The sequence below is a fragment of the Pseudomonas sp. RL_105y_Pfl2_101 genome, from assembly GCF_963970585.1.
Classification (GTDB): Bacteria; Pseudomonadota; Gammaproteobacteria; order Pseudomonadales; family Pseudomonadaceae; genus Aquipseudomonas.
Genome location: NZ_CAXAPG010000008.1, coordinates 109,036 through 129,231, shown reverse-complemented (window position 1 = coordinate 129,231; position 20,196 = coordinate 109,036). Strand labels below are relative to the sequence as shown.

Here is a 20,196-nt window from a genome sequence, read left to right as displayed (position 1 = left end):
CCTCAATCAACCTGACCCACCGCGCCGCATGGTTTTGGGTCTGCTTCGCAGCCCAGCGGGAGCAAGCTCCCTCGCCACACAAGCCGGCGGCGGTGCGTGCCCTAACACCAATGAACCAAACACTGAAAAACACCTGTGGGAGCGAGCCTGCTCGCGATAGCGGTACACCAGCCACCGTCGATGTGCCTGACCTGGCCCTATCGCGAGCAGGCTCGCTCCCACAGTGGTCTGTGCTCGGTCAGTCGATCTTTCTCCATCGCTACCGCTTTGCCCGCCCCTTGGTCAAAACGCCCAAAAAATAGAGCAAATTGGCATATTTCACTGCCCACGCCGCCCCCCTAACCTAGATCCCAACAACCTCATCACCCGGATCAAGGACATAACAAAAATGACTGAATACAAACTGGCACTGGTCGGCTTCGGTGGTGTGAACCGGGCATTGGCGCAACTGATTGCCGAGCGTAACGACCGCTGGAAATCCGAACTCGGCTTCACCCTGAAAATCGTCGGCGTCACCGACCTGTTCCTCGGTTCGGTGATGGACCGCCACGGCCTCGACGCCGCATTGCTAGCCAAACTGCCCACCGTCAAAGGCGCCATGGCTCAACTGCCCGGCGGCACCGTCGACGCCCTCAACGAAGCCGTGATCAAAGACTGCGGCGCCGACATCATCGCCGAAGCCACCTTCACCAATCCGGTGGACGGCGAGCCCGCCACCTCGTTCTGTCGCTGGGCGTTGGAGCGCGGCAAACACGTGGTCACCACCAACAAAGGCCCTATCGCCCTGCACGGCGCCGAACTCAAAGCCCTGGCCCAGCGCAACAACGTCGCCTTCGAGTACGAAGGCTCGGTCATGAGCGGCACCCCCGTCATTCGCCTCGCCAAACAGTCCCTGGCCGGCAGCTCGATCACAGGTTTCGAAGGCATTCTCAATGGCACCTCCAACTTCGTCCTCACCTGCATGGAGGGCGGCCTCGGATTCGCCGAAGCCGTCAGCCAGGCCCAAACCCTGGGCTACGCCGAAGCCGACCCAACGGCAGACATCGCAGGCTTTGACGTGCGCCTCAAGGTAGTCATCCTCGCCAACGAACTGCTGGACGCCAAACTCACCGTCAACGACGTTACCTGCAACGGCATTGCCGCCCTCAGCCTCGATGACATCGAAAAAGCCCGCCACGACGGCGCACGCTGGAAACTTATCGGCGCCGCCACCCGCCAGGTCGACGGCTCCATCAGCGCCAGCGTCGAACCGCGCCTGCTGAGCAACGACCACCCGCTGGCGAGCATCAGCGGCGCCACCAACGCCGTGTCCTTCACCAGCGAACTGCTCGGCGCCGTCACCGTCGCCGGCCCGGGCGCAGGCCGCATCGAAACCGCCTTCGCGCTGCTGTCAGACATCATCCACATCCACCAATCGGCAACCCGCAAACAGGAGCACAACCTGTGAACGTATCGCGCCTGGCCCTGGCGGTTGTCGAACCGCACATCGAAGTCCTCAACCCGTTTGACGGCAGCACCGTCGGCACCGTCGTCGACGTGTGCGCCTCAGAAGTCCCACAACTGCTCGAGACCGGACGCAGCGGCGCACGAGCCTGCGCCGCACTCCCACGTCATCGCCGCGCCAGCATCCTCGAACAAGCGGCACTGAACATCGAACGCGACACCAAAGCCTTCGCCCGACTGATCGTCGACGAAGCCGGCAAGACCCTCAAGCAGGCGGAAAAAGAAGTCAAACGCTGCGTCAACACCCTCAAGCTCTCTGCCGAAGAAGCCAAACGCAACGCCGGCGAAATCGTACCGTTTGACGCCTACGAAGGCGCCGAGTCGCGCCAAGGCTGGTTCACCCGCGAACCCCTGGGCTTGATCGTCGCGATCACCCCCTACAACGACCCGCTGAACCTGGTCGCCCACAAACTCGGCCCCGCCATCGCCGGCGGCAACGCGGTGATCCTCAAACCGTCCGAGCTGGCGCCGTTGTCGGCGCTCAAACTGGTCTCGTACCTGGTCGCCGCCGGCCTGCCACAAACCGTGGTCACCGTCGCCACCGGCGGCGCGGAACTGGGCAAAGCGCTGGTCGCCGCCCGCGACGTGCGGATGATCTCCTTCACCGGCGGCTTCGTCACTGGCGAACAAATCGCCCGCAGCGCCGGCCTGAAAAAACTCGCCATGGACCTCGGCGGAAACGCCCCCGTCATCGTCATGGGCGACTGCAACCTCGACGCCGCCGTCGACAGCTGCGTCTCCGGCGCCTTCTGGGCCGCCGGGCAAAACTGCATCGGCACCCAGCGCCTGCTCATCCACGCACCGATCTACGCAGCGTTCCGTGAGCGCTTCGTCAACCAGGCCCAAGCCCTGGTCGTCGGCAACCCACTGCTCGCCAACACCGACATCGGCCCGATGATCACCCAACAAGCCGCGCAAAACGCCGAACAGGTCGTCAACGAAGCCCTGCAACAAGGCGCCACCTTACTCTGCGGCCACCGCCGCCAAGGCACCTGCTACGCCGCCACCGTCCTGGAAAACGTCGATCATTCCAGCCGACTGTGGTGCAACGAAGCGTTTGCGCCGGTGGTGGTATTGCAGCCGTTCGAGACGTTCGATGAAGCCATCGCGTTGGCTAACGAACCTGAATACGCCCTACACGCTGGGATTTTCACCAACGACCTCAACACCGCGATGAGCGCTGCACGACGGATCGAGGCGGGGGGCGTGATGATCAATGATTCGTCGGATTTCCGTTTTGATGCGATGCCGTTTGGCGGTTCCAAGTATGGGAGTTTGGGCAGGGAAGGGGTGCGGTTCGCGTATGAGGAAATGACCCAGCCGAAGGTGGTTTGTCTGAACACGTTGGGGTGAGGGGCGAGTCAGTCCGAAGGAGTCGCGTTACCTGTCATGTCGCTAAAAATTCATTTTGACGACACGTTCCCTCCTCATGTCGCCGGCAGCGACATGAGGAGGGAACGTGTCGCAGAAATCGAAAAACAGCGACACGTTATCCCCTCGTGTTTACACTGACGACGCAAGAGGGTGCCAGACTGAACGCCCTCGCCCTTTAATCCAAAGGACCAGGATCGCTCCCATGACTGCAGCCCCTCACGTCTGGCAAGCCGATAAGCCCTATAACCAATTACCGCCTCTGCCTCCGGCAACCGAATTGGAAACCCGTGCAGTACTCAAGCGCTGTATCGAGGCGCGCACGGCCTTGGCTGAGTTGAAGCAAGCCGCCGAACTGATCCCCAACCAAACGGTGCTGATCAACACCATCCCCTTGCTGGAAGCCAAGGACAGTTCCGAAATCGAAAGCATCGTCACCACCACGGACTTGCTCTTTCAGCATGCCCAAGAGGGGGACGGCCATGCCGATCCTGCGACCAAGGAAGCGCTGCGTTATCGCAAAGCCCTACACCACGGCTTCCTGTCGCTTGCCGAGCGACCCTTATCCACGGGCACCGCAGTCGAAATCTGCCGCACGCTAAAGGGCGTGAACATGGACATTCGACGCGTACCGGGCACCCAGTTGGCCAACGACCGTACCGGCGAGATCATCTACACCCCACCGGACGGCGAAGATCATCTGCGTGATTTGCTCGCTAACTGGGAGCGCTTCCTGCACAACGAGACGGATCTGGACCCGCTGGTGCGTATGGCCGTCGGGCACTACCAGTTCGAGGCTATTCACCCGTTCACCGATGGCAATGGCCGTACCGGGCGGGTGCTTAATACGCTGTTCCTGATTCAGGAGGGGCTGCTGAATCTGCCGATCCTCTATCTCAGCCGTTACATCATTGCCCACCGAGCCGACTACTACCGTCTCCTGCTCGACGTCACGCGCGACCAGGCATGGGAGCCCTGGCTGCTCTACATGCTTAGCGCCGTGGAAGAAAGCGCCCGCTGGACCTGCGCCAAAATCGCCGCCATCCGCAGCCTGTCCGAACACACCACCCAATTCGTTCGTGAGCAACTGCCGAAAATCTATTCCCGTGAATTGGTGGATGTGATCTTCGAACAACCGTATTGCCGCATCCATAACCTCGTCGAGAAACAAATTGCCGGGCGCCAGGCTGCCTCTCGCTACCTCAAAGATCTCGTCGACATCGGCGTTCTCCAAGAAGCGCAGGTCGGCAAGGAAAAGCTCTTTATCCACCCAAAACTGATGCAGTTGTTGGCTCGGGATAATAATGAGTTCAAGCCTTATGCCTGACCTTCTCATGCCGAAGGTGGTTTGTTTGAATACGTGGGTCGGCTGATGCGTCCTTGGCCGCGTCGGTAGTTCCTCGTCAAAGCAACTGACCCACCGCCATAGCAGGCACTTCGCATCCCCCCTGTGGGAGCAAGGCTTGCCTGCGATAGCGGCACACCAGTCAACATCCATCCCGCCGACTCACCACCTCACGAATAGCTCACGACAACCCGCTTTCTCTCATGTCGCCGACGGCGACAAATCAAAGCTTTTTGTTCGACTCCCCACTTTGCATTGGCCTTTGCGCAGAACGCGCAGGCTCAGTTGACCAATCCCTCTATGCACTGCTTCCACCCATTGCCCAGTTACGCACGCTTTCCACCGAGCTACGTTCAAAGCGCCGACCGTGCAGTCAACGTCGTCAATCTCCCCATGAACTAACTTCTTCAAACGTTCCTGGCTGAAACGTATCAGTTCAGAGAAAATATCAAATTATGCACAAATGCATTTTTATGCTTGACCCGCATGCATAACCCCCTATAAGGTGGCTTCACTGTATGCACATACAGTATTTCTAAAGCGTCATTTATTTGAATCCATTCATGGACGAGGTCTTACCTTATGAAAACCACCACTGAAAAATTCGGTGTAACCCCCCATCAACCCAGCCTTTGGACCCGCGCTGATGCGTTGAAAGTCCGGGCAGATGACCCCACCACCACTCAGCCGCTGGTCAGCGCGGACTTCCCGGTACTGAACAACGACGTGTTTATCTGGGACACCATGCCCCTGCGCGACTTGGACGGTAACGTGACGTCCGTCGATGGCTGGTCGGTGATCTTCACCCTGACGGCCGATCGTCATCCAAACGACCCGCAGTACCTCGACGAGGACGGTAACTACGACATCCTCCGCGATTGGAACGATCGTCACGGGCGGGCAAAGATGTACTACTGGTATTCTCGTACCGGCAAGAACTGGGAATTCGGTGGCCGTGTGATGGCCGAAGGCGTTTCGCCGACCGCTCGCGAATGGGCCGGTACGCCGATCCTGTTGAACGACCGAGGTGAAGTGGACCTGTATTACACCGCCGTCACCCCGGGCGCGACCATCGTCAAGGTGCGCGGGCGGGTGGTGACCACTGAGCATGGTGTCAGCATGGTCGGCTTCGAGAAGGTCAAGCCGCTGTTCGAGGCTGACGGCAATATGTACCAGACCGAAGCACAAAACGCGTTCTGGGGTTTCCGCGACCCATGGCCTTTCCGCGACCCGAATGATGGCAAGCTGTACATGCTGTTCGAGGGTAACGTGGCCGGTGAGCGCGGCTCGCACAAAGTAGGCGAGGCAGAAATCGGCGATGTGCCGCCGGGTTATGAAGAGGTCGGCAACTCGCGCTTCCAGACCGCCTGTGTCGGCATCGCCGTAGCCCGCGACGCGGACGGTGACGACTGGGAAATGCTGCCGCCACTGCTGACCGCCGTGGGGGTAAACGACCAGACCGAGCGCCCGCACTTCGTGTTCCAGGATGGCAAGTACTACCTGTTCACGATTAGCCATACCTTCACCTATGCCGACGGTGTAACCGGGCCGGACGGGGTGTACGGTTTCGTCGCGGACTCGCTGTTCGGCCCTTACGTGCCGCTGAACGGTTCCGGCCTGGTGCTGGGCAACCCGTCCTCGCAGCCATTCCAGACCTACTCGCACTATGTCATGCCAAACGGCCTGGTGACCTCCTTCATCGACAGCGTACCGACCGACGAAACCGGCACGCAGATTCGTGTCGGTGGCACCGAGGCGCCAACGGTGGGCATGAAAATAAAAGGGCTGCAGACGTTCGTGGTGGGCGAGTACGACTACGGTTACATCCCGCCGATGCTCGACGTCACCCTCAAGTAACAGCAACACCGGGGTTTCAGGCAGCGGGTTTGCGGTCGATGACAAAACCGTCGTGGATATGATCGAGATATCCCGCCTGATTCATTGCGACATTGCTCGCAAGCCCCATTGAACAACGCGTCGTAACCCTCTTCGCGACTGGCTGCAAGGATGCAGCCGGTCGCGAATGCATTTCCGCACTGCGCACTTGGAACGATGAGCTCTCTTAAGTAGTGCAGCAGCCCGCCGTACATTCCCCAACCGCAGCGTCGCGCCTTGCTAAATGACGCTGACGCACCGCATTCACGAGCAAACTCGCTCCGCCCATTCCTATGTTTGAAATGCCTGACGCAAGCTCCTCTGTGGGAGCGAGCCTGCTCGCGATAGCGGTGTGTCAGCCAACATCCGGCCAGCTGTTTATCGTGACTCTACGAGACTAGCCGCGACCGACATCGCCTTGCGCCATTGCCTACAACTACGCCAGAATCCGCCGGCTTGTGCGTCTTGGAGGGCGTCGGTAGTTTGAGTCTTGTCACTGAGCATCAGTGATCGGGTTTAGTCGCCCGTCTCAACCTAAGGCGTACCAAGTCCCGTCGGGCAGGCTGTGCTGTTCCTGTATTGATGGTGGCTGTGCGCAGGGCGCCCCCGGGCGCGCCGGGATTCTTAGGTTCACCGGTCGACTAACCTGCGCACAGCTGCCGCCCTCTCGTTTAGTCGCGAGGTGGTTGCAGCATCACTTAAGGAACCTAAGTCGATGGCAAAAATTACACCGAACCCTCCGACCGCAGATGAGCATGTATCTCGCGCTCAGTCTGCTCGTAACAACAAGCTTGATGACGCTGCCAACCGGGCGTTGGATTACTACCTGAAGCCTACGCCGAAGGACGAAACGTCTGACAAGCCCAACACTATTTTCCGTATCGCACCGGATGTTGATTCGGAATGTCTGCTTGCCAGTCTTAGTGAAAACCTGGCTTCGGCGAATGCCATGATCAGTGATTTGGCGTTTGATCTTGAGGGCTCGCGCCGGCATGTGGCGTTGGGGATTTTGCAGGTGATTGAGGTGAGTGAGCTGTTGGCGAATCGGGCATTGGATATTGTTGAGGTGAGGTAGCAAGGGGCCGCGCTTACCCCGGGTATGAAAAAAAGGTCTTGCTAAGCAGGACCTTTTTTCGGCTCGGGAGGTACCAGATTTTTGATGGGTATGAAAAACTGATGGGGCTGTTGTAATAGCCTTTGGGGTGACTAGGGTTTTAGGCGTTTGAAAAATTTCGCTCCAGCGTGCTTGAGGCAAATGCGTCAAGCCTTTCGCATAGGAAGGTTTCACCACGAGCTGATATATTAATTAATGACCGGTCAATAACAAGGAACGTTTATGCTTTTTGAAGCGCTATACCTACAGCATCATGAAACTTCAGAATGGTTGAAAGAATTCCCTGCTGCGCACGATAGTTTTAACAAGGCTTATCAAGCTTTTTTACCGAAGTTTAAAGGGGAGATTCTGGTTGAGCGCAGGGTGAATGGTGTTGACCACATTCTGAACATGGATTTTGCGCAGAATCCCATCGTACTCCTTGGACTGATTCGGAAGTTCAATCATCCCGGGGTGACAATTTCGGGGTTGTATGTGTTTCCCGAATATCGTGGTAAAGGCTATGCAAGATTTATTGTCGATCAGATTCAGATGCAGACTCCTAACGGATATCTACAGGTGGCTGTCGAAAAATCCAAGCTGAAAAAACTTCAGCCGTTTTATGAGTCAATGGGGTTCAAAATCGCGAAGGGCTATACAACCGATCCCAATGGCGTCCGGCTGTATGATTTTTTCTGGTCAAGGAGGCCTATTCAAATACTGAGGTCTGGCGAGGATATTGCCATCAAACCTCTCGCGTAACGGTTTCGCTTGATTGTTCTTCGACGTATAAGAAATGGTGGCCACGGACGGAGAAAAATCAGCAATGTTAAGCATTAAAGGAGGCTCAAACCTCTGAGGCCAGTTCTGGGGGTGACCACAGTAAATTTGGGCTGCCCGAACGGAAAAATGGACACGCTCCATTAAACGTTAATGCGTTCAAGTAGAGGAAAACTGTCCGCTTGTTGTTGGGGCCTTGAAGTGCAGGTCAGTCCTCCAAGAAGTAATCGCTATCCAGCTGCTTCACTTCGTAAACCTGTTTGACGTTACAACCTAAATTGTTTTCGACCATCAGCCGCGCCAGCTCCAGCCCATCGATCAAAACCACTTTGATATCCAGGCTCATGGCGGCCTCGCGGGCTCCGTTGGAGAAGTCCGAAGTGGTAATGAACACGCCCTTACGGGCACGTTGGCGGGTGAGGGCGCCAATGAACTTGTCGATTTCCGGGCGATGTACGGTGTTGGTCCATCGCTTGGCTTGCAGGTAGATGACGTCCAGGCCGAGCTTGTCTTCCTTGATGATGCCGTCGATGCCGTCGTCGTTGGTTTGTTGCGTCGCGCGCCCTGCTTCCTTGCGTGAACCGCCGTAGCCCATGGCGATCATCAGATCGACTACCAGTTGCTCAAAAAAAGTTGGTGAAGCTGCACGCACCAGGGCCAGCAGTTCATCCGCCAATGATTGCGTCAGCGCCTGGTGTGCTGCGGCCAGTTGCTCGTCGGGAGTAGCTTGTTCGACCGGTTCGCTCTGCAAGGCTAACGCTGGGTCATCGGCGGGACTGGTCGTATGGAACGCGGCGAATTCAGGGTATTGCTTGAGCCACCTAACGGTAATACGTGCCGGCCCGCTGTTCAGCGCTTCTCGACCGCGTTCGGTGATTTGCACCAGTCCCTTTGCCGGAATGCTCAGCAGCCCCGCCTTGTTCAGATAGGTGCGAGCCCAACCGACTCGATTGTTAATGACCGTTTGCTTGCCGGAAGGCAGACGTTCGCTGCGCTCCTCCTCGCTGAGCTGAAACTCGTTGGTGATGCGCTCGCGAAGTTCGTTCAGTGTCAGCGGAGTACCATCGGCCACGGTGGCCAGGATCGGTCGCATGACGCTCTGAAAATCCGGGATGGGCATGAGTAACTTCCTGTTTAGTTGCCGAGGCCTATTAAAGCAGGTGCGGATCCTGGTTGTCGTGTGCCTAGACCTTCACCCTAAATATTGACTGGTGCGGCTGGGCCGGAGACTTACTGATATCGAGCGTGACGCGATCGATCTTAAGCCGGGAGTTCTAAAGGTCATGAGCAGGAGAAGAGTTTCAGACCCCTTCAACTTCGATCCCATGTTCTGCCAACCATGTCTTGCGCTGTGCGTAGTCAGGCATGACGCGCTCCAGACGGAGCCAAAATTCTGGGGTGTGATGTGACTCTTGCAAGTGCACCATCTCATGCACCACCACATATTCCGCAATGGGTTTGGGCAGCAGGATTGTTTTCCAGTGAAAGTAGAGCTGTGCACCTTTGCCGCAGGAGCCCCAGCGATAGCCTAGATCCTGCACACGCACACCGCAGGGGATCAGGCCCATGCGGGCTTGGTGGTTCTTGACGCGTAAGGCCAGCCAACTGCGGGCATGTTCGCTGTACCAACGGATGAAATGTTCTCGGGCTCGTGGCAGTTCGCTACGCAGCAGGCGGAAGCGACCGGCAGAAAGTTTCAGTGGCACATTCTGCTCATCAACCAGTTTGAGGCGATAACTTCGCCCCAAATACAGAAAACCCTCTCCGTCGACGTATTCCTTGGTGGGGATTGAGCGCTGCAGGCGTTCCTTTTCGGCAAGACGCGAGTAAATCCAGAAGCTTTTTTCCGCTACGAATTGCCGCAGCGCTTGCTCCTCAACCTCTGGCGGGGCAGACAGGATAAGTGCGCCGTCACGCTCGACAGTGATCTGTAGCGTCTTGCGCCGCGCGCTGCGGCGTAGCGTCAGTTGCAGGTCGTTTACGGTGAAGGTTTGATTGCTCACAGCTGCATCAACCGTTCATGGCTAGCTCTCGCTTGATCCATCAGGCGGTCAGACAGCACCCCGGCCGTATCGCTATTCACCAAGGGCGGACGCAGTCGCATCAGGTAATCGAATAGCTGCCCGGCCAGCTCCTCCTGCGCCGCTCGCTTGCGCGGGCTCCAGATATCGCGGTGGCTTTGGAGTTCGCCCACCAACAGATCGACCAGTTCCACTGTCACATCCTTCAAACGCAGCAGCTCGGCGGGCTGCGGATTGGCGTCGGCACACACCACATCCAGCAGGGTGCGCAGGAAGGGGGCATAGTGTTCGGGCAAATCCAGGGGGCTGTAGTCATCTCTCATTTGACCGCTGCGCAGCTCGTTGATGATCTTCTGCATCTGCTCAACCAACTGATCCCACTGCTCGCCCAGCGACTTGAGCAGCTCGTTCAGGCGTTCGGACAGTTTGCGATAGAGCACCGGATCTTCATCAGTATGCTTGCGCACATGCGAGCGAATGGCATGCTCCATCTCTGAGGCCTTGGCGCGGTCGTTGACGCTACGCGACAACTGCTTCTCGAAGTCTGCATCGGTGAGCTGAATCGGCGGAATCTTCGGGTCAATGCCCAGCGAAATAACGTGATCGTCGATCAGCTTGCGCACCTTGGCGCCGACATCTTTGCCCAGTTGCGGCAGGTCCTTGTAACGCCCGCGCGCACGTGCATGGATATAGGCCAGGCGCTTGGCATCCTTGACGAAGGGCAGGGCCTCGGGGCGTGGCAGCACGGTGTCCAATGAGTTGAGGAACGCTTTGAGTTTTACCGAAAATTCGGCGCGCACCTTTTCCGACTCCAGTGCGGCAATGCAGGTTTCGGCATCTTCCAGCGACTCGATGCCCTGGCGACGCAGCACATCCACCACGCGAAGATGACGATCGCTCAGCACCGGCACCTCGTCCTTGATGCTGCTCAGCGCACCTTCGATATCCTCGTCGGCATAGGCTGCCAGGGCTTCGCGCAGGTGGTTGGCGACCCCGTAGTAGTCGACCACGATGCCGCAGCGCTTGCCGAAACCAGTACGGTTGACCCGCGCAATGGCTTGCAGCAGCTCGGCTTCCTTGATTGGCCGGTCAAGGTACATGACCCCTTCGATGGGGGCGTCAAAGCCGGTGAGCAACATGGACTTAACGATCAGGAAAGCCAGCGGGTCGGCCTTGCCCGGCTGCTCATGATTCAGGGGCTTCTTGAAGCGTTGGATCAGCAGCTCGTGCTTGCTGCCATCCGTCCAGGTTTTCCACTCGGCCGGATCGTTATTCGAGCCAGAAATAATCGGTGCGAATTCCAGGCTGCGTAGCCTGTCGCGATAGCGCCACGCCTGCACGCGCGCCTGCAGCTTGGGTGGACGCTGACACAGTGCTTCATCGTCGAGGTCTTTGTCGGCTGCTGGCAACGCTTCGGCCTCGGCCAGCAACTGATCGCGGGCGGCCTGCAGCGCGTGGAAATAGCGGATGGCCGCAATCCGGCTATAGGCTACAACCTGCGCCTTGTAGCCATTGGGCAGGATGTTGGTGACGTAATGTCTGAGGATGTCGCGCGCCTTATCAGCGATCAGCGCGGGGGCATCAAAGATGTGGCCTTTGGTGGCGTATTTTTTCTTGATCAGCTCCAGCTCGTCCTGACTGTGCTCGCGGAACAAATCCTCGAACAGTTCATCCAGACTCGCCCCATCTTTCAATGCGCCCTGGGCAGTGCGCCCTTCGTAAAGCACCGGCACTGTTGCGCCATCTGCCTCAGCTTCTTTGATGGTGTATTTGTCGATGAACGCGCCGAAAATTTCGTGGGTGCGTTTCTTATCGCCCATGATGATCGGCGTACCGGTAAAGCCGATGCGCACGCAGTTGGGCAGGCCCGCCAGCAGGTTCGCCTGCAGGTCGCCGGCCTGGGTGCGGTGCGCCTCATCGATCAATACCAGAATGCTCTCGTCGTGGTTGAGCACCTCGAATGGTTTGCTGACCAGATAAGGCGCGCGCTTTTCGGCGGCTTTGAGGGGGGCAGTAGCTTGCGCAGGGATCGGCGCCTCCCCATCTTCCTCCTGTTCGGGATTGCGATACTTCTGGATGGTGGCGAATACCAAGCCGGGGCCCTGGCGACGTGCCAAGGCTTTAACACCCTCGATATTGGAAGCCACCTCCGGCAGTTCACCGCTCAGCGTGGCGGTGGCGGCGAGCTGGTTTTGCAGGTCTTTACGGTCAGTGACCACGATGATTTTGAAGCGGCGCAGCTGTGTATCTGTGCGCATCTTGCGCACCAGAAATACCATGGTCAGGCTCTTGCCTGAGCCTTGAGTGTGCCAAACGATGCCGCCGCGCTGGTCGCTCTCGCCGTGCTCAAGGCGAGTTTGCCCGCGCTTCATGCGGATCACCGTGCGGTTCACCGCGCGGTACTGCTGGTAGCGGCAGACCGTCTTGATAGTCTGCCCGCCAACCTGCATGAACAGCATGAAATGCCGGATCAGATCGAGCAGGTGGGCCGGCGTCAGCATGCCTGCCACCAGGCGCTCCTGCTCGGACAGTTTGGCTTTGCCCAGTTGCTCGGCTACTGACTGCTCGCTGCCGCTACCTTCCGGGCCAACCACGGTTTTCCATTGGGAGAAATGCCCGAAGCCGGCCCCAATGCAGCCCACCCGTGCTTCGTCGTAGCTACTGGCGACCAACAGTTGCACGCTAGCGAACAGTGTTTCGTTGCCCTCGTTGTCCTCGACCTCGAAGGCCGCCTTGCGCTGGTTGCTGTAACGACGTAATTGATCGACAGCTTCGGTCAGCGGTTCTGGGATGGAGGGGCTCTTGCACTCCACCACCACCAGCGGGATGCCGTTCACCAGCAACACCAGATCCGGGACGATAAATTTCTTGCCGCTGTTATAGCCTGGCGGGCAATCCACTCGGAACTGGTTGATCACACTGAAGTGGTTATTGGCCGGGGTGGCCCAGTCGATGTACTGGATGGTCTGGCCACGCCCGCCTTCCCAGCCCGGGAGGCCGTCGACCGTGATGCCTTTGAGCAGCAGCTCAGTGACTGTCTGGTTGGCTTCCATCAACTTGCCGGCGCCCACGCGGGTAATGGCCGCCACTGCTTCGGCAATGCGCTGCTCATCCAGCCAGGGCTGACCGTCGCACAGGTTGATGGCACGCAAGCGCTCGGCCAGTGCGGCCCGCTGAATCACTTCACTGAAACTGCTGCGGCCAGTGATGGCCGGGTCGTCGAGGCTGCCCTCGGTATGCTTCCAATTCAGCCCCTGTAACTGAGCCACAAAGGGTTTTTCGACGTCATCCAATTCCCAGCCCACGGTTACTCCTTTAATCCAGTTCAGGCGTGTATGGGCTCATACAGGCTCATAGCGGCTCATTCCGGCTCATTTCCGCACATTCCGGCTCATTTCAAGGTGCCAAGGGTGTAGGTTGCCCCTCGATTCTTGCCGCTCTGTGCAATGGCGCCTTTATCTTTCAGCTTTTTCAGCAGCTTGGCCGCTTGGTCAGTTGATATGCGACATAGCCCCATGACCTCGGCACGTTTGATTTGCCCATGCTGCTGCACATAGTTCAGCACCATCTGCTCATGCTGAATCGGAGCGAAGCCTGCCTGGCGGGTATAGCCGGCCTTGTCGCCTACGGCCTGATACAGGCTGGCCGACAGGGTATAGCTGCGACCTCGGGTAGAACCGTGGGCCTCGACCAAGCCGGCTTCGGTAAGGGCTTCCAGGGTGCGTTTGGCACTGGCGGTGTCGCGCTGGATCTGTACGGCCAGTTCGTCGGCCGTGACGCGCTTGGTTTCACGCAGGGCGGCCAGGGCGATCAGGCTGTCGATGGGCAGCTCGGCGTTGGTGGCGCGCTCGTGCTCGACTACCAGGCGGCGGAAGTCCAGGTCGGCCTCGGCTGTGGGTAGGCGCAGTACTACGCTTTGGGCGGTGGTGTAACTGTAGTCCGGGGCTGGCCGGCCGAACTTGAGCATGCCGCGGAAAATTTTGTCCACGCCTCGGCCGGAGCGTTCGACCACGCCGACGCGCTTCATGGCGTCGGCCAGGGCCGGATTGCGCGGGCGCGGTTCGGTCACCAGCAGGTTGGCCAGGGTCACACCATCGACCAGACCACCGGGGTTGCTGACCACCAGGGCATCGTCCTCCAGGCGCACATGCACCGCGCCTCTGCCGTGGTAGTCGCGGTGGACCAAGGCATTGGCTACGGCTTCACGAAAGGCGCCGAGGTCAACCTTGGGCACTGGCACGCGGAACAGGCCCACCTGCAGTTCTTCCTCGGGGTTGTAGGGACGGAAGTTGGTTTCCAGCCAGTCCAGTGCCTTGAGCAATGGGAAGCGGCGAAACTCGTTGAAGCGCACTGCCTGCTGGGCCAGCACCTGGAAAGCGAACTCGTGGGTGGGCACCAGTTGGCGCAGGGAGGTTTCCCTACCGATCAGTAGCAGGCCGGTGAGGGTTGGCACACGCGAGCCATCGGACTGGCGCGCAGTGAGCAGCAGCGCACCGTCGAGGGCTTCGTCGTCCAGTTCCAGCAGCACGCGGTCGCCGCCGTATTGCTGAACCGCCTGGCGCAGGCGCTCACGCTCCAGCGGGTCGAGGTCGGCCAGGGTGGCGCCGGCCACCGGCTGGGCGGAGACATCGAGCAGGCCGAAGTTGCTTGCGCGGCTGTTGCGCTCATGGGGCAGCATGGCTACGCATTCGGGAGTGCCGTCGTGTTTCAAACGGCGGCGCAGATAGACGCCGCTGGTGGTGGCCACCTCGCCCTGGGCTTTGGGCACATGAATGCACGCTACGGTCACGCCATCTACGTCAATCGCTTCAGCCTGTACGTTCAATGACGGCGAGGTACGTGCCGCGACCATGCCGGCCAGGCCTGCCAGCAGACAGTGCTCGGCATGTAAGCCGGTGGGGGTGCCGTCGTCCTCGACGCCCAGCCATAGCTCACCGCCCTCGGCGTTGGCCAGACAGACCAGCGCCTCGATCAGCTCGCGATCGGGGAGCTTGCTGCGGTCGCTCTTGAACTCGACGGTGAGGGACTCGAGGGGTGGCAGGCGCTGAGTCATATCAGGCTCCGAATTGTCCAACAGGCTGTTGGACGATTTGTGCAGTAGCGTTCCATACGGACTCCAGCAGCGGGGTGACACGTACGCGACCGGTCAGCAGGTCATCCATCAAGCCGGTTCTCGATGTTTGTAATTTTGTGAGATCACACATTTCGTTATCTAACCGTGAGTCGTGCGCCCTTGCTACAGCCAAGATGGCTTCTTGCTCCTCCATTGGAGGTAGTGGCACTGGCACACTACAAATGGTTTCTCGATTGATACTGGCCTGATTTGAAGCAAAGGCTCGTGACATGATCCATGCACGGGCAGCCCGATGCTTCAGCCAAAGAAATAGTAGTTGTGGCGAGATCACTGATTGCCTGACTCGTAACCGCATCATGTTGGACTCGTAGACTGTTGCTTCTGATAGCTCAGGGACGATAACGGGCTGGCCAACGCCTTCGCGCGTTGCGAACACGCGAGACACTAGCAAGTCGCTTTGTTGCAAACCGAAAGCATCACACTCGACAGCAGACGCGCGCGCGCGTCGGGCGAGGTTGAAATCAACTGAGCCCTCAGGTGTGAAGGCGGTTTGTCCAACGAGTAATACGCCCGTGCCGATATCGCCAGCGGGCTTATAGATGCCGTTTCTTGGGGGGCCGTCGATCAAGCTGTTGATTGTCTCGTGTTCCCACTCCGTCGGAATCCAACCCAACGGTGACTCCTTGTATAGCTGCGGCGCTTCGCTCTGTGGCGGGCGCAGTTGGCCGTTGGAGTCGATGCCTCGGGTCAGCAGGTCGTGCAGCAGACCCTGCTTGACGGCCTTGAGCTTGTCGATCAACGCCTCGGTTTCGCGTATGGCGGTGTCGAGGATGTCCAGAATTTGGGCAATCTTACGCCGCTCCCCGAATTTTGGTCGGTAAACCTCCAGCTCATAGACATCCCTCCGGTTCAGTCCTGGGATACCCGTAGATGTATCCAGTAGATGAAGCGGCAACCAAGACAATACCCAATACAGCCAACGACGCTCTTCTGGCGGACAGTTCACCCAATACGTTGTATCAATGGGCCAGAAATCATTATCAGACCAAGTGACCTTGCCAACGCTGCCCTTACGACCGACAACAATCCCCGGCCCAGCGATCAGTGCGGATTGATGGCGACCAACCTCACCGTTTGAGCCAAATACGGGAAAGCCGTGTCCAGTGCGGCGTTCGGCAGGTAGCGGCTCACCATATTCAAGAGAGATGAGCGCGTCGAGCTTAGACATACCCCAACCCCTTCAGGAACCCGTGTAACGCCTCTGCCGCCGCATCGCGCTTCTGCTCGATTTCGTTCAGCGTTACCCGATATTTGTCCCACCAGTTCTCGAAGGCGGCGACTATCTGCTTGCGTTGGGCGGCGATATAGCGTTCGACGATGGCCTGCATATCGTTGTGCAGGATGGTCAGCAGCAGTTCGGCGGCTTGCTTCTCGTCCAGCCCGTCGACGGCCTGATTCAAGTGACTGGCGAAGTTGTCCTGCCGGTTTTTGAGCTGTTTCTTCACCTTGATCAACTCGGCTTTCCAGGCCTTGAGCTGGGCTTCGTCGACGGTGTTTTCCTCGTCGTCGGTATCCGTCGCGTTTTCGGCCTCGTCAGCCTCTTCCCCTTTAGCCGGGGCGGCGGCCTTGAGCTGACTATCCAGTTCGGTCTTTTTTGCCTCCAGTTCGGCCAACTCGGCAACGAAATCGCCAAGCAGGAACTTGACCAATTTGTGCTCCAACGGGCTTTGCTTGCTGGCCTTGTCTTCCAGAGCGGTGATGATGCTGGTGCGCCAAGCGTCGATTACGCCCCGGCAACCGCGGGCCATCAAGCCAAGAAAGTCGTATTTGCTCTGGTACCAAAAGCCCGCGACGATGCCCCTGACTTGGAAGGGGTCGAGCAGGCCGATGCCTTCCAGCGTCTGGCTAAAACTGGCCAGCAATTCACCGCGCAGTTCGACCAGTGCAGCGCTGTTATCTAGCTTCCCTGCCAGTGCGGTGATACGCGGGCTGTGTTCGTGCCACCAGCGCTCGAAGGCCTCACGGAGGGCGGCCTCCTTGACCAGCAGGCCTGCATTGTTTTCGATGGCCGGCTTGAGGTCGGTGCGGCGGGTCAGCTCGCTGTGAAAGTCGAGATACTGTGCGTCGCGCGCCACGAAGAGGTCCTGCGGGTCGAGGCCGTGGGCGGCGAATAGCGGAGCTTTCGCTTCGACTTCGGCCTTGGGTACCCCGCCCAGCAGGTGAGCACGCACATCATGCGGCTCGGGCAGCGGTGCGTTATCCACATAGCGGCGAATATTAAGGTTGTACTCGTTGTCGCGCAGTGTGGCGATATCCACCACGTCGCTAAGGCCGTCGATCCGGCGAAATTCGTCGAAGGCGGTGGTGATCTTCTCAATGTGCTCGGGCAGTAGGTAGTTCTGCGCACGGCCCTCGAAGCACTCTCGGTCGGCGTTGATAAACAGCACCTTGCCCTGGCGCTCGGCAGGCTTGGCGCTGACACGGTTGGCGCCTTCCTGCTTTTGCTGGCGCAGGATGAGGATGCATGCCGGAATGCCGGTGCCATAGAACAGGTTGGCAGGCAGGCCGATCACGGCTTCGAGCAGGTCGTTCTCGATAATGCCAGCGCGGATGCCGCGCTCCTCACCGCCCCGGAACAGCACGCCATGGGGCAGTACGGTGGCGATCATGCCTTCGTCACGGGTGACGGCGAGCATGTGCTGGAGGAACATCAAGTCGGCTTTTTTCGAGCCTAGTGGCACTTCGCCGAAACGGAAGCGCTGCTCGCGGAATGTCGGGTTCCAGGCCAGGCTGCCATCTGGGCTTTTCTCGGTGTGGCCCCAGTTGATGGAGAACGGTGGGTTGGTGAGGATGCGGTCGAAGCGGCGCAGTTCGCCGCCCTCGATATGCCGAGGGTCGGCCAGGGTATCTTCGTTCTCCAGCCAGGCGTTGCTGATGCCGTGCAGCAGCATGTTCATCTGCGCGATGGACCAGACGGTGCCGTTGAATTCCTGGCCGAACAGGTTGGCCTTGCGGCCATCTTCGCCGTGCTCTTCGATATATTCCTTGGCTGCGATCAACATACCGCCTGAGCCACAACAGGGGTCGTAGACATCGTGAGCCAGGGTCGGCTTGAGCAGGTGCACCATCAGCCGCACAACAGAGCGCGGCGTATAGAATTCACCACCTTTCTTGCCGGCCGAGTCGGCGAACTCGGCGATCAGGTACTCGTAGGCTGCGCCGAGTAGATCAGGGAATTCGAAGTCACTGTTGCGCAGGCGCACGTCACCGAAGTGGGTGATGAGTTGGCGCAGCTTCTGATCGGGAATCTTGCTCTGGCCTACCTTGCGGGTGAAGTCGATGTGCTCCAGTACCCCTTCCAGGGAGACGTTATTTTCCTCGATGCCACCCAGCGCCTTGTTGAGCAGGTTGCCGACGTTGATGTGTGCTTCGTTGAGCAAATATTTGAAGCGCGAATGGCTGGGCACCCAAAAATTACCGTCACGCTTGTACCAGCGCGGATTTTCCGCCGAGACAAAGGCCTCGGCCTTGCTCTTGCCAGCGTTTATCTCATCGGCAACGACCTGCTCATAGCGCTCCTCGAATACGTCGGAGCAGCGCTTGAGGAACAGCATGCCAAAAATGTATTCCTTGAACTCCGAGGCATCCATCTTGCCACGCAGAATATCGGCAGCCTTGAATAGATGGCGTTCCAGTTGTTGCAGCGTGAGGGGCATTGCGGAATCTCTTGTGGGCACTCAGGAGCGGATGCCGATCCTGATGGTATTAAATGCCGGGGATTGTATCCCAATCCAAGCTTGGCACTGAGCAGTCTCGGTTGTACGGGGTCAGGTTGGGTGGCGCAAGACAGGATGCCCGGATGCTTACGCTTAAATGCCGTCGCAGCGAAGATAAGTACATATTTCAGGCATTAAAAAGCCGGCTTATGGCCGGCTTCTCGTTGACTGATTCAGCTCGTTTTTGACAAACCTTACCAGCCTTCAAAACGTACATCCGGCTCTTGCGGCCGGCTGTGGGACTTGGTCAGAAAGTGATCTGCCTTGTCGGTGCGAGGCGTGGGCTCGCAAATGTGGGGCGGAGGATACGCGGGTTTTGTTCGGAAGCCCAGTGGTAAGTGGTGTGGAATCATTGGGTTAGGGGTGATTCAGATAAAAAGCAGGGGGCTGCTGCGCAGCCCAGCGGGAGCAAGCTCCCTGCCACAAAAGCTTCCTGTCACAAAGGCTCCTCGGCGCAAGGCGCTTTGCCTGTCTGCCCGTTCGGGTGGGTTAGTCGAATACCGGCGGTCTCTGTTTGTTGAGGGTTGACCACCAGAACACCCAGCCAATCACCCTGATGTGCTGCGCATCGATCTGTTCGGCGCTGAAGACCTCGTCGGGATACGCAGCGCTGTTGTGGCTGCGCAGGCGCAGGCGGTTGCCGGGGATTCTGTGCAGGTATTTGATACGCAGCATCCCGTCGTGCTCAAGCGCGTAGATTTGGCCGTCGACGATTTGGGTCAGGCCGCGGTCGATGGCGAGGGTGGAGCCGTCGGCGATGCGTTCGGCCATGCTGTCGCCGACCATGGTGATGCAGATGGCGTCGCTGGGGTTTATTTCCAGGGATTCGAGGTGGCTGCGGGGCAGGCGGATGGTTTGGTCGGGGATTTCGGTGATGTGGGTTTTGGTTTCGCCTGGGGCGATGGGGACTTCCTTATAGAAAGGCAGTTCGATGTCCGTCGGTTCCACCACGCTGTAGACGCCTTGGATTTCAGCGGCGTCGTAGGTGGTGCCGGGGCCCAGGCCCAATGGGGTTTGCGGGCCTTCGCCGGTGGCGAGCCACTGCGGGCTGACGGTGAGCAGGCTGGCGATGCTGTAGATGCGCCCCGGTGGGATGCCACGGTTGAACCAGTTGTTCACGTGCTGGGATTTCACGCCGTATAACTTCGCGAAGTCGGCGGATCGAATATTGGCTTCTTTTAGAAGGGCTCTGAAGCGGTCGCCACTGGAAAGTATTTTCATAAACGAAAAGTTTAGAGACGAAGATGTTTTCGGCAATAAACATGTCGTTCAAATATATAAGACGATCTTTCCGTTTGCAGGATTTGAAAGGTGTGGGCTAAACGCCGTTAAACGGTGTTAATACAACTTCGTATTAG

General features: G+C 58.5%; 13 protein-coding genes. 6 read left to right on the top strand and 7 right to left on the bottom strand.

Annotated elements, in window-relative coordinates; translation table 11 throughout:
- Positions 1 to 388 precede the first annotated feature (388 nt).
- The 6 genes from AACY31_RS12090 (at position 389) to AACY31_RS12065 (ending at position 7,949) form a co-directional block, all read left to right on the top strand.
- Entirely contained in the window at positions 389 to 1,447 is a 1,059-nt protein-coding gene (locus AACY31_RS12090) for a homoserine dehydrogenase (RefSeq protein ID WP_339481574.1), read from the top strand.
- On the top strand, positions 1,444 to 2,856 hold the full coding sequence (locus tag AACY31_RS12085) for an aldehyde dehydrogenase family protein (protein ID WP_339481576.1): 1,413 nt from the start codon (positions 1,444 to 1,446) through the stop codon (positions 2,854 to 2,856). The genes AACY31_RS12090 and AACY31_RS12085 overlap by 4 nt, the downstream gene beginning before the upstream one ends.
- A gap of 223 nt (positions 2,857 to 3,079) precedes the next feature.
- The gene (fic, locus tag AACY31_RS12080; protein ID WP_339491695.1) at positions 3,080 to 4,201 is read left to right on the top strand and encodes a protein adenylyltransferase Fic; all 1,122 of its coding nucleotides are present in this window, start codon (positions 3,080 to 3,082) and stop codon (positions 4,199 to 4,201) included.
- A gap of 600 nt (positions 4,202 to 4,801) precedes the next feature.
- Positions 4,802 to 6,076 carry a glycoside hydrolase family 68 protein gene (locus tag AACY31_RS12075; protein WP_339481579.1) on the top strand — a complete coding sequence of 425 codons (1,275 nt, stop codon included), beginning with the start codon at positions 4,802 to 4,804 and terminating at the stop codon, positions 6,074 to 6,076.
- 733 nt (positions 6,077 to 6,809) lie between these two features.
- Entirely contained in the window at positions 6,810 to 7,169 is a 360-nt protein-coding gene (locus AACY31_RS12070) for a DUF6124 family protein (protein ID WP_339504521.1), read from the top strand.
- 261 nt (positions 7,170 to 7,430) lie between these two features.
- A complete protein-coding gene (locus tag AACY31_RS12065; protein ID WP_339504519.1) occupies positions 7,431 to 7,949 on the top strand; it encodes a GNAT family N-acetyltransferase in 519 nt (172 codons plus the stop codon).
- 226 nt (positions 7,950 to 8,175) lie between these two features.
- On the opposite strand, the gene AACY31_RS12060 is transcribed toward AACY31_RS12065, so the two are convergent.
- The 7 genes from AACY31_RS12060 to AACY31_RS12030 all read right to left on the bottom strand — a co-directional run bounded on the left by AACY31_RS12060 (position 8,176) and on the right by AACY31_RS12030 (position 20,059).
- Positions 8,176 to 9,087, bottom strand: a complete 912-nt coding sequence (locus tag AACY31_RS12060) for a restriction endonuclease (protein ID WP_339504517.1) — start codon at positions 9,085 to 9,087, stop codon at positions 8,176 to 8,178.
- Between the two features lie 181 nt (positions 9,088 to 9,268).
- On the bottom strand, positions 9,269 to 9,970 hold the full coding sequence (locus tag AACY31_RS12055) for a M48 family metallopeptidase (RefSeq protein ID WP_339504516.1): 702 nt from the start codon (positions 9,968 to 9,970) through the stop codon (positions 9,269 to 9,271).
- Positions 9,967 to 13,293: a type I restriction endonuclease subunit R gene (locus tag AACY31_RS12050; protein ID WP_339504515.1), complete on the bottom strand. Its 3,327-nt coding sequence runs from the start codon at positions 13,291 to 13,293 to the stop codon at positions 9,967 to 9,969. The genes AACY31_RS12055 and AACY31_RS12050 overlap by 4 nt, the downstream gene beginning before the upstream one ends.
- 86 nt (positions 13,294 to 13,379) lie before the next feature.
- The gene (locus AACY31_RS12045; protein ID WP_339504514.1) at positions 13,380 to 15,041 is read right to left on the bottom strand and encodes an ATP-binding protein; all 1,662 of its coding nucleotides are present in this window, start codon (positions 15,039 to 15,041) and stop codon (positions 13,380 to 13,382) included.
- Between the two features lies 1 nt (position 15,042).
- On the bottom strand, positions 15,043 to 16,290 hold the full coding sequence (locus tag AACY31_RS12040; protein WP_339504513.1) for a restriction endonuclease subunit S: 1,248 nt from the start codon (positions 16,288 to 16,290) through the stop codon (positions 15,043 to 15,045).
- Positions 16,283 to 18,778, bottom strand: coding sequence for a type I restriction-modification system subunit M (locus tag AACY31_RS12035; protein ID WP_339504512.1), 2,496 nt, complete (start codon positions 18,776 to 18,778; stop codon positions 16,283 to 16,285). The genes AACY31_RS12040 and AACY31_RS12035 overlap by 8 nt, the downstream gene beginning before the upstream one ends.
- A 549-nt stretch (positions 18,779 to 19,327) precedes the next feature.
- Positions 19,328 to 20,059, bottom strand: coding sequence for a LexA family transcriptional regulator (locus AACY31_RS12030; protein WP_339481854.1), 732 nt, complete (start codon positions 20,057 to 20,059; stop codon positions 19,328 to 19,330).
- Positions 20,060 to 20,196: the final 137 nt, after the last annotated feature.

What these genes read in the sequence shown, in the direction of transcription:
- AACY31_RS12030 (WP_339481854.1), bottom strand. Translation starts at nt 20,059, where the DNA reads ATGAAAATACTTTCCAGTGGCGACCGCTTCAGAGCCCTTCTAAAAGAA.
- AACY31_RS12070 (WP_339504521.1), top strand. Translation starts at nt 6,810, where the DNA reads ATGGCAAAAATTACACCGAACCCTCCGACCGCAGATGAGCATGTATCT.
- AACY31_RS12035 (WP_339504512.1), bottom strand. Translation starts at nt 18,778, where the DNA reads ATGCCCCTCACGCTGCAACAACTGGAACGCCATCTATTCAAGGCTGCC.
- AACY31_RS12040 (WP_339504513.1), bottom strand. Translation starts at nt 16,290, where the DNA reads ATGTCTAAGCTCGACGCGCTCATCTCTCTTGAATATGGTGAGCCGCTA.
- AACY31_RS12045 (WP_339504514.1), bottom strand. Translation starts at nt 15,041, where the DNA reads ATGACTCAGCGCCTGCCACCCCTCGAGTCCCTCACCGTCGAGTTCAAG.
- fic (WP_339491695.1), top strand. Translation starts at nt 3,080, where the DNA reads ATGACTGCAGCCCCTCACGTCTGGCAAGCCGATAAGCCCTATAACCAA.
- AACY31_RS12090 (WP_339481574.1), top strand. Translation starts at nt 389, where the DNA reads ATGACTGAATACAAACTGGCACTGGTCGGCTTCGGTGGTGTGAACCGG.
- AACY31_RS12065 (WP_339504519.1), top strand. Translation starts at nt 7,431, where the DNA reads ATGCTTTTTGAAGCGCTATACCTACAGCATCATGAAACTTCAGAATGG.
- AACY31_RS12075 (WP_339481579.1), top strand. Translation starts at nt 4,802, where the DNA reads ATGAAAACCACCACTGAAAAATTCGGTGTAACCCCCCATCAACCCAGC.
- AACY31_RS12060 (WP_339504517.1), bottom strand. Translation starts at nt 9,087, where the DNA reads ATGCCCATCCCGGATTTTCAGAGCGTCATGCGACCGATCCTGGCCACC.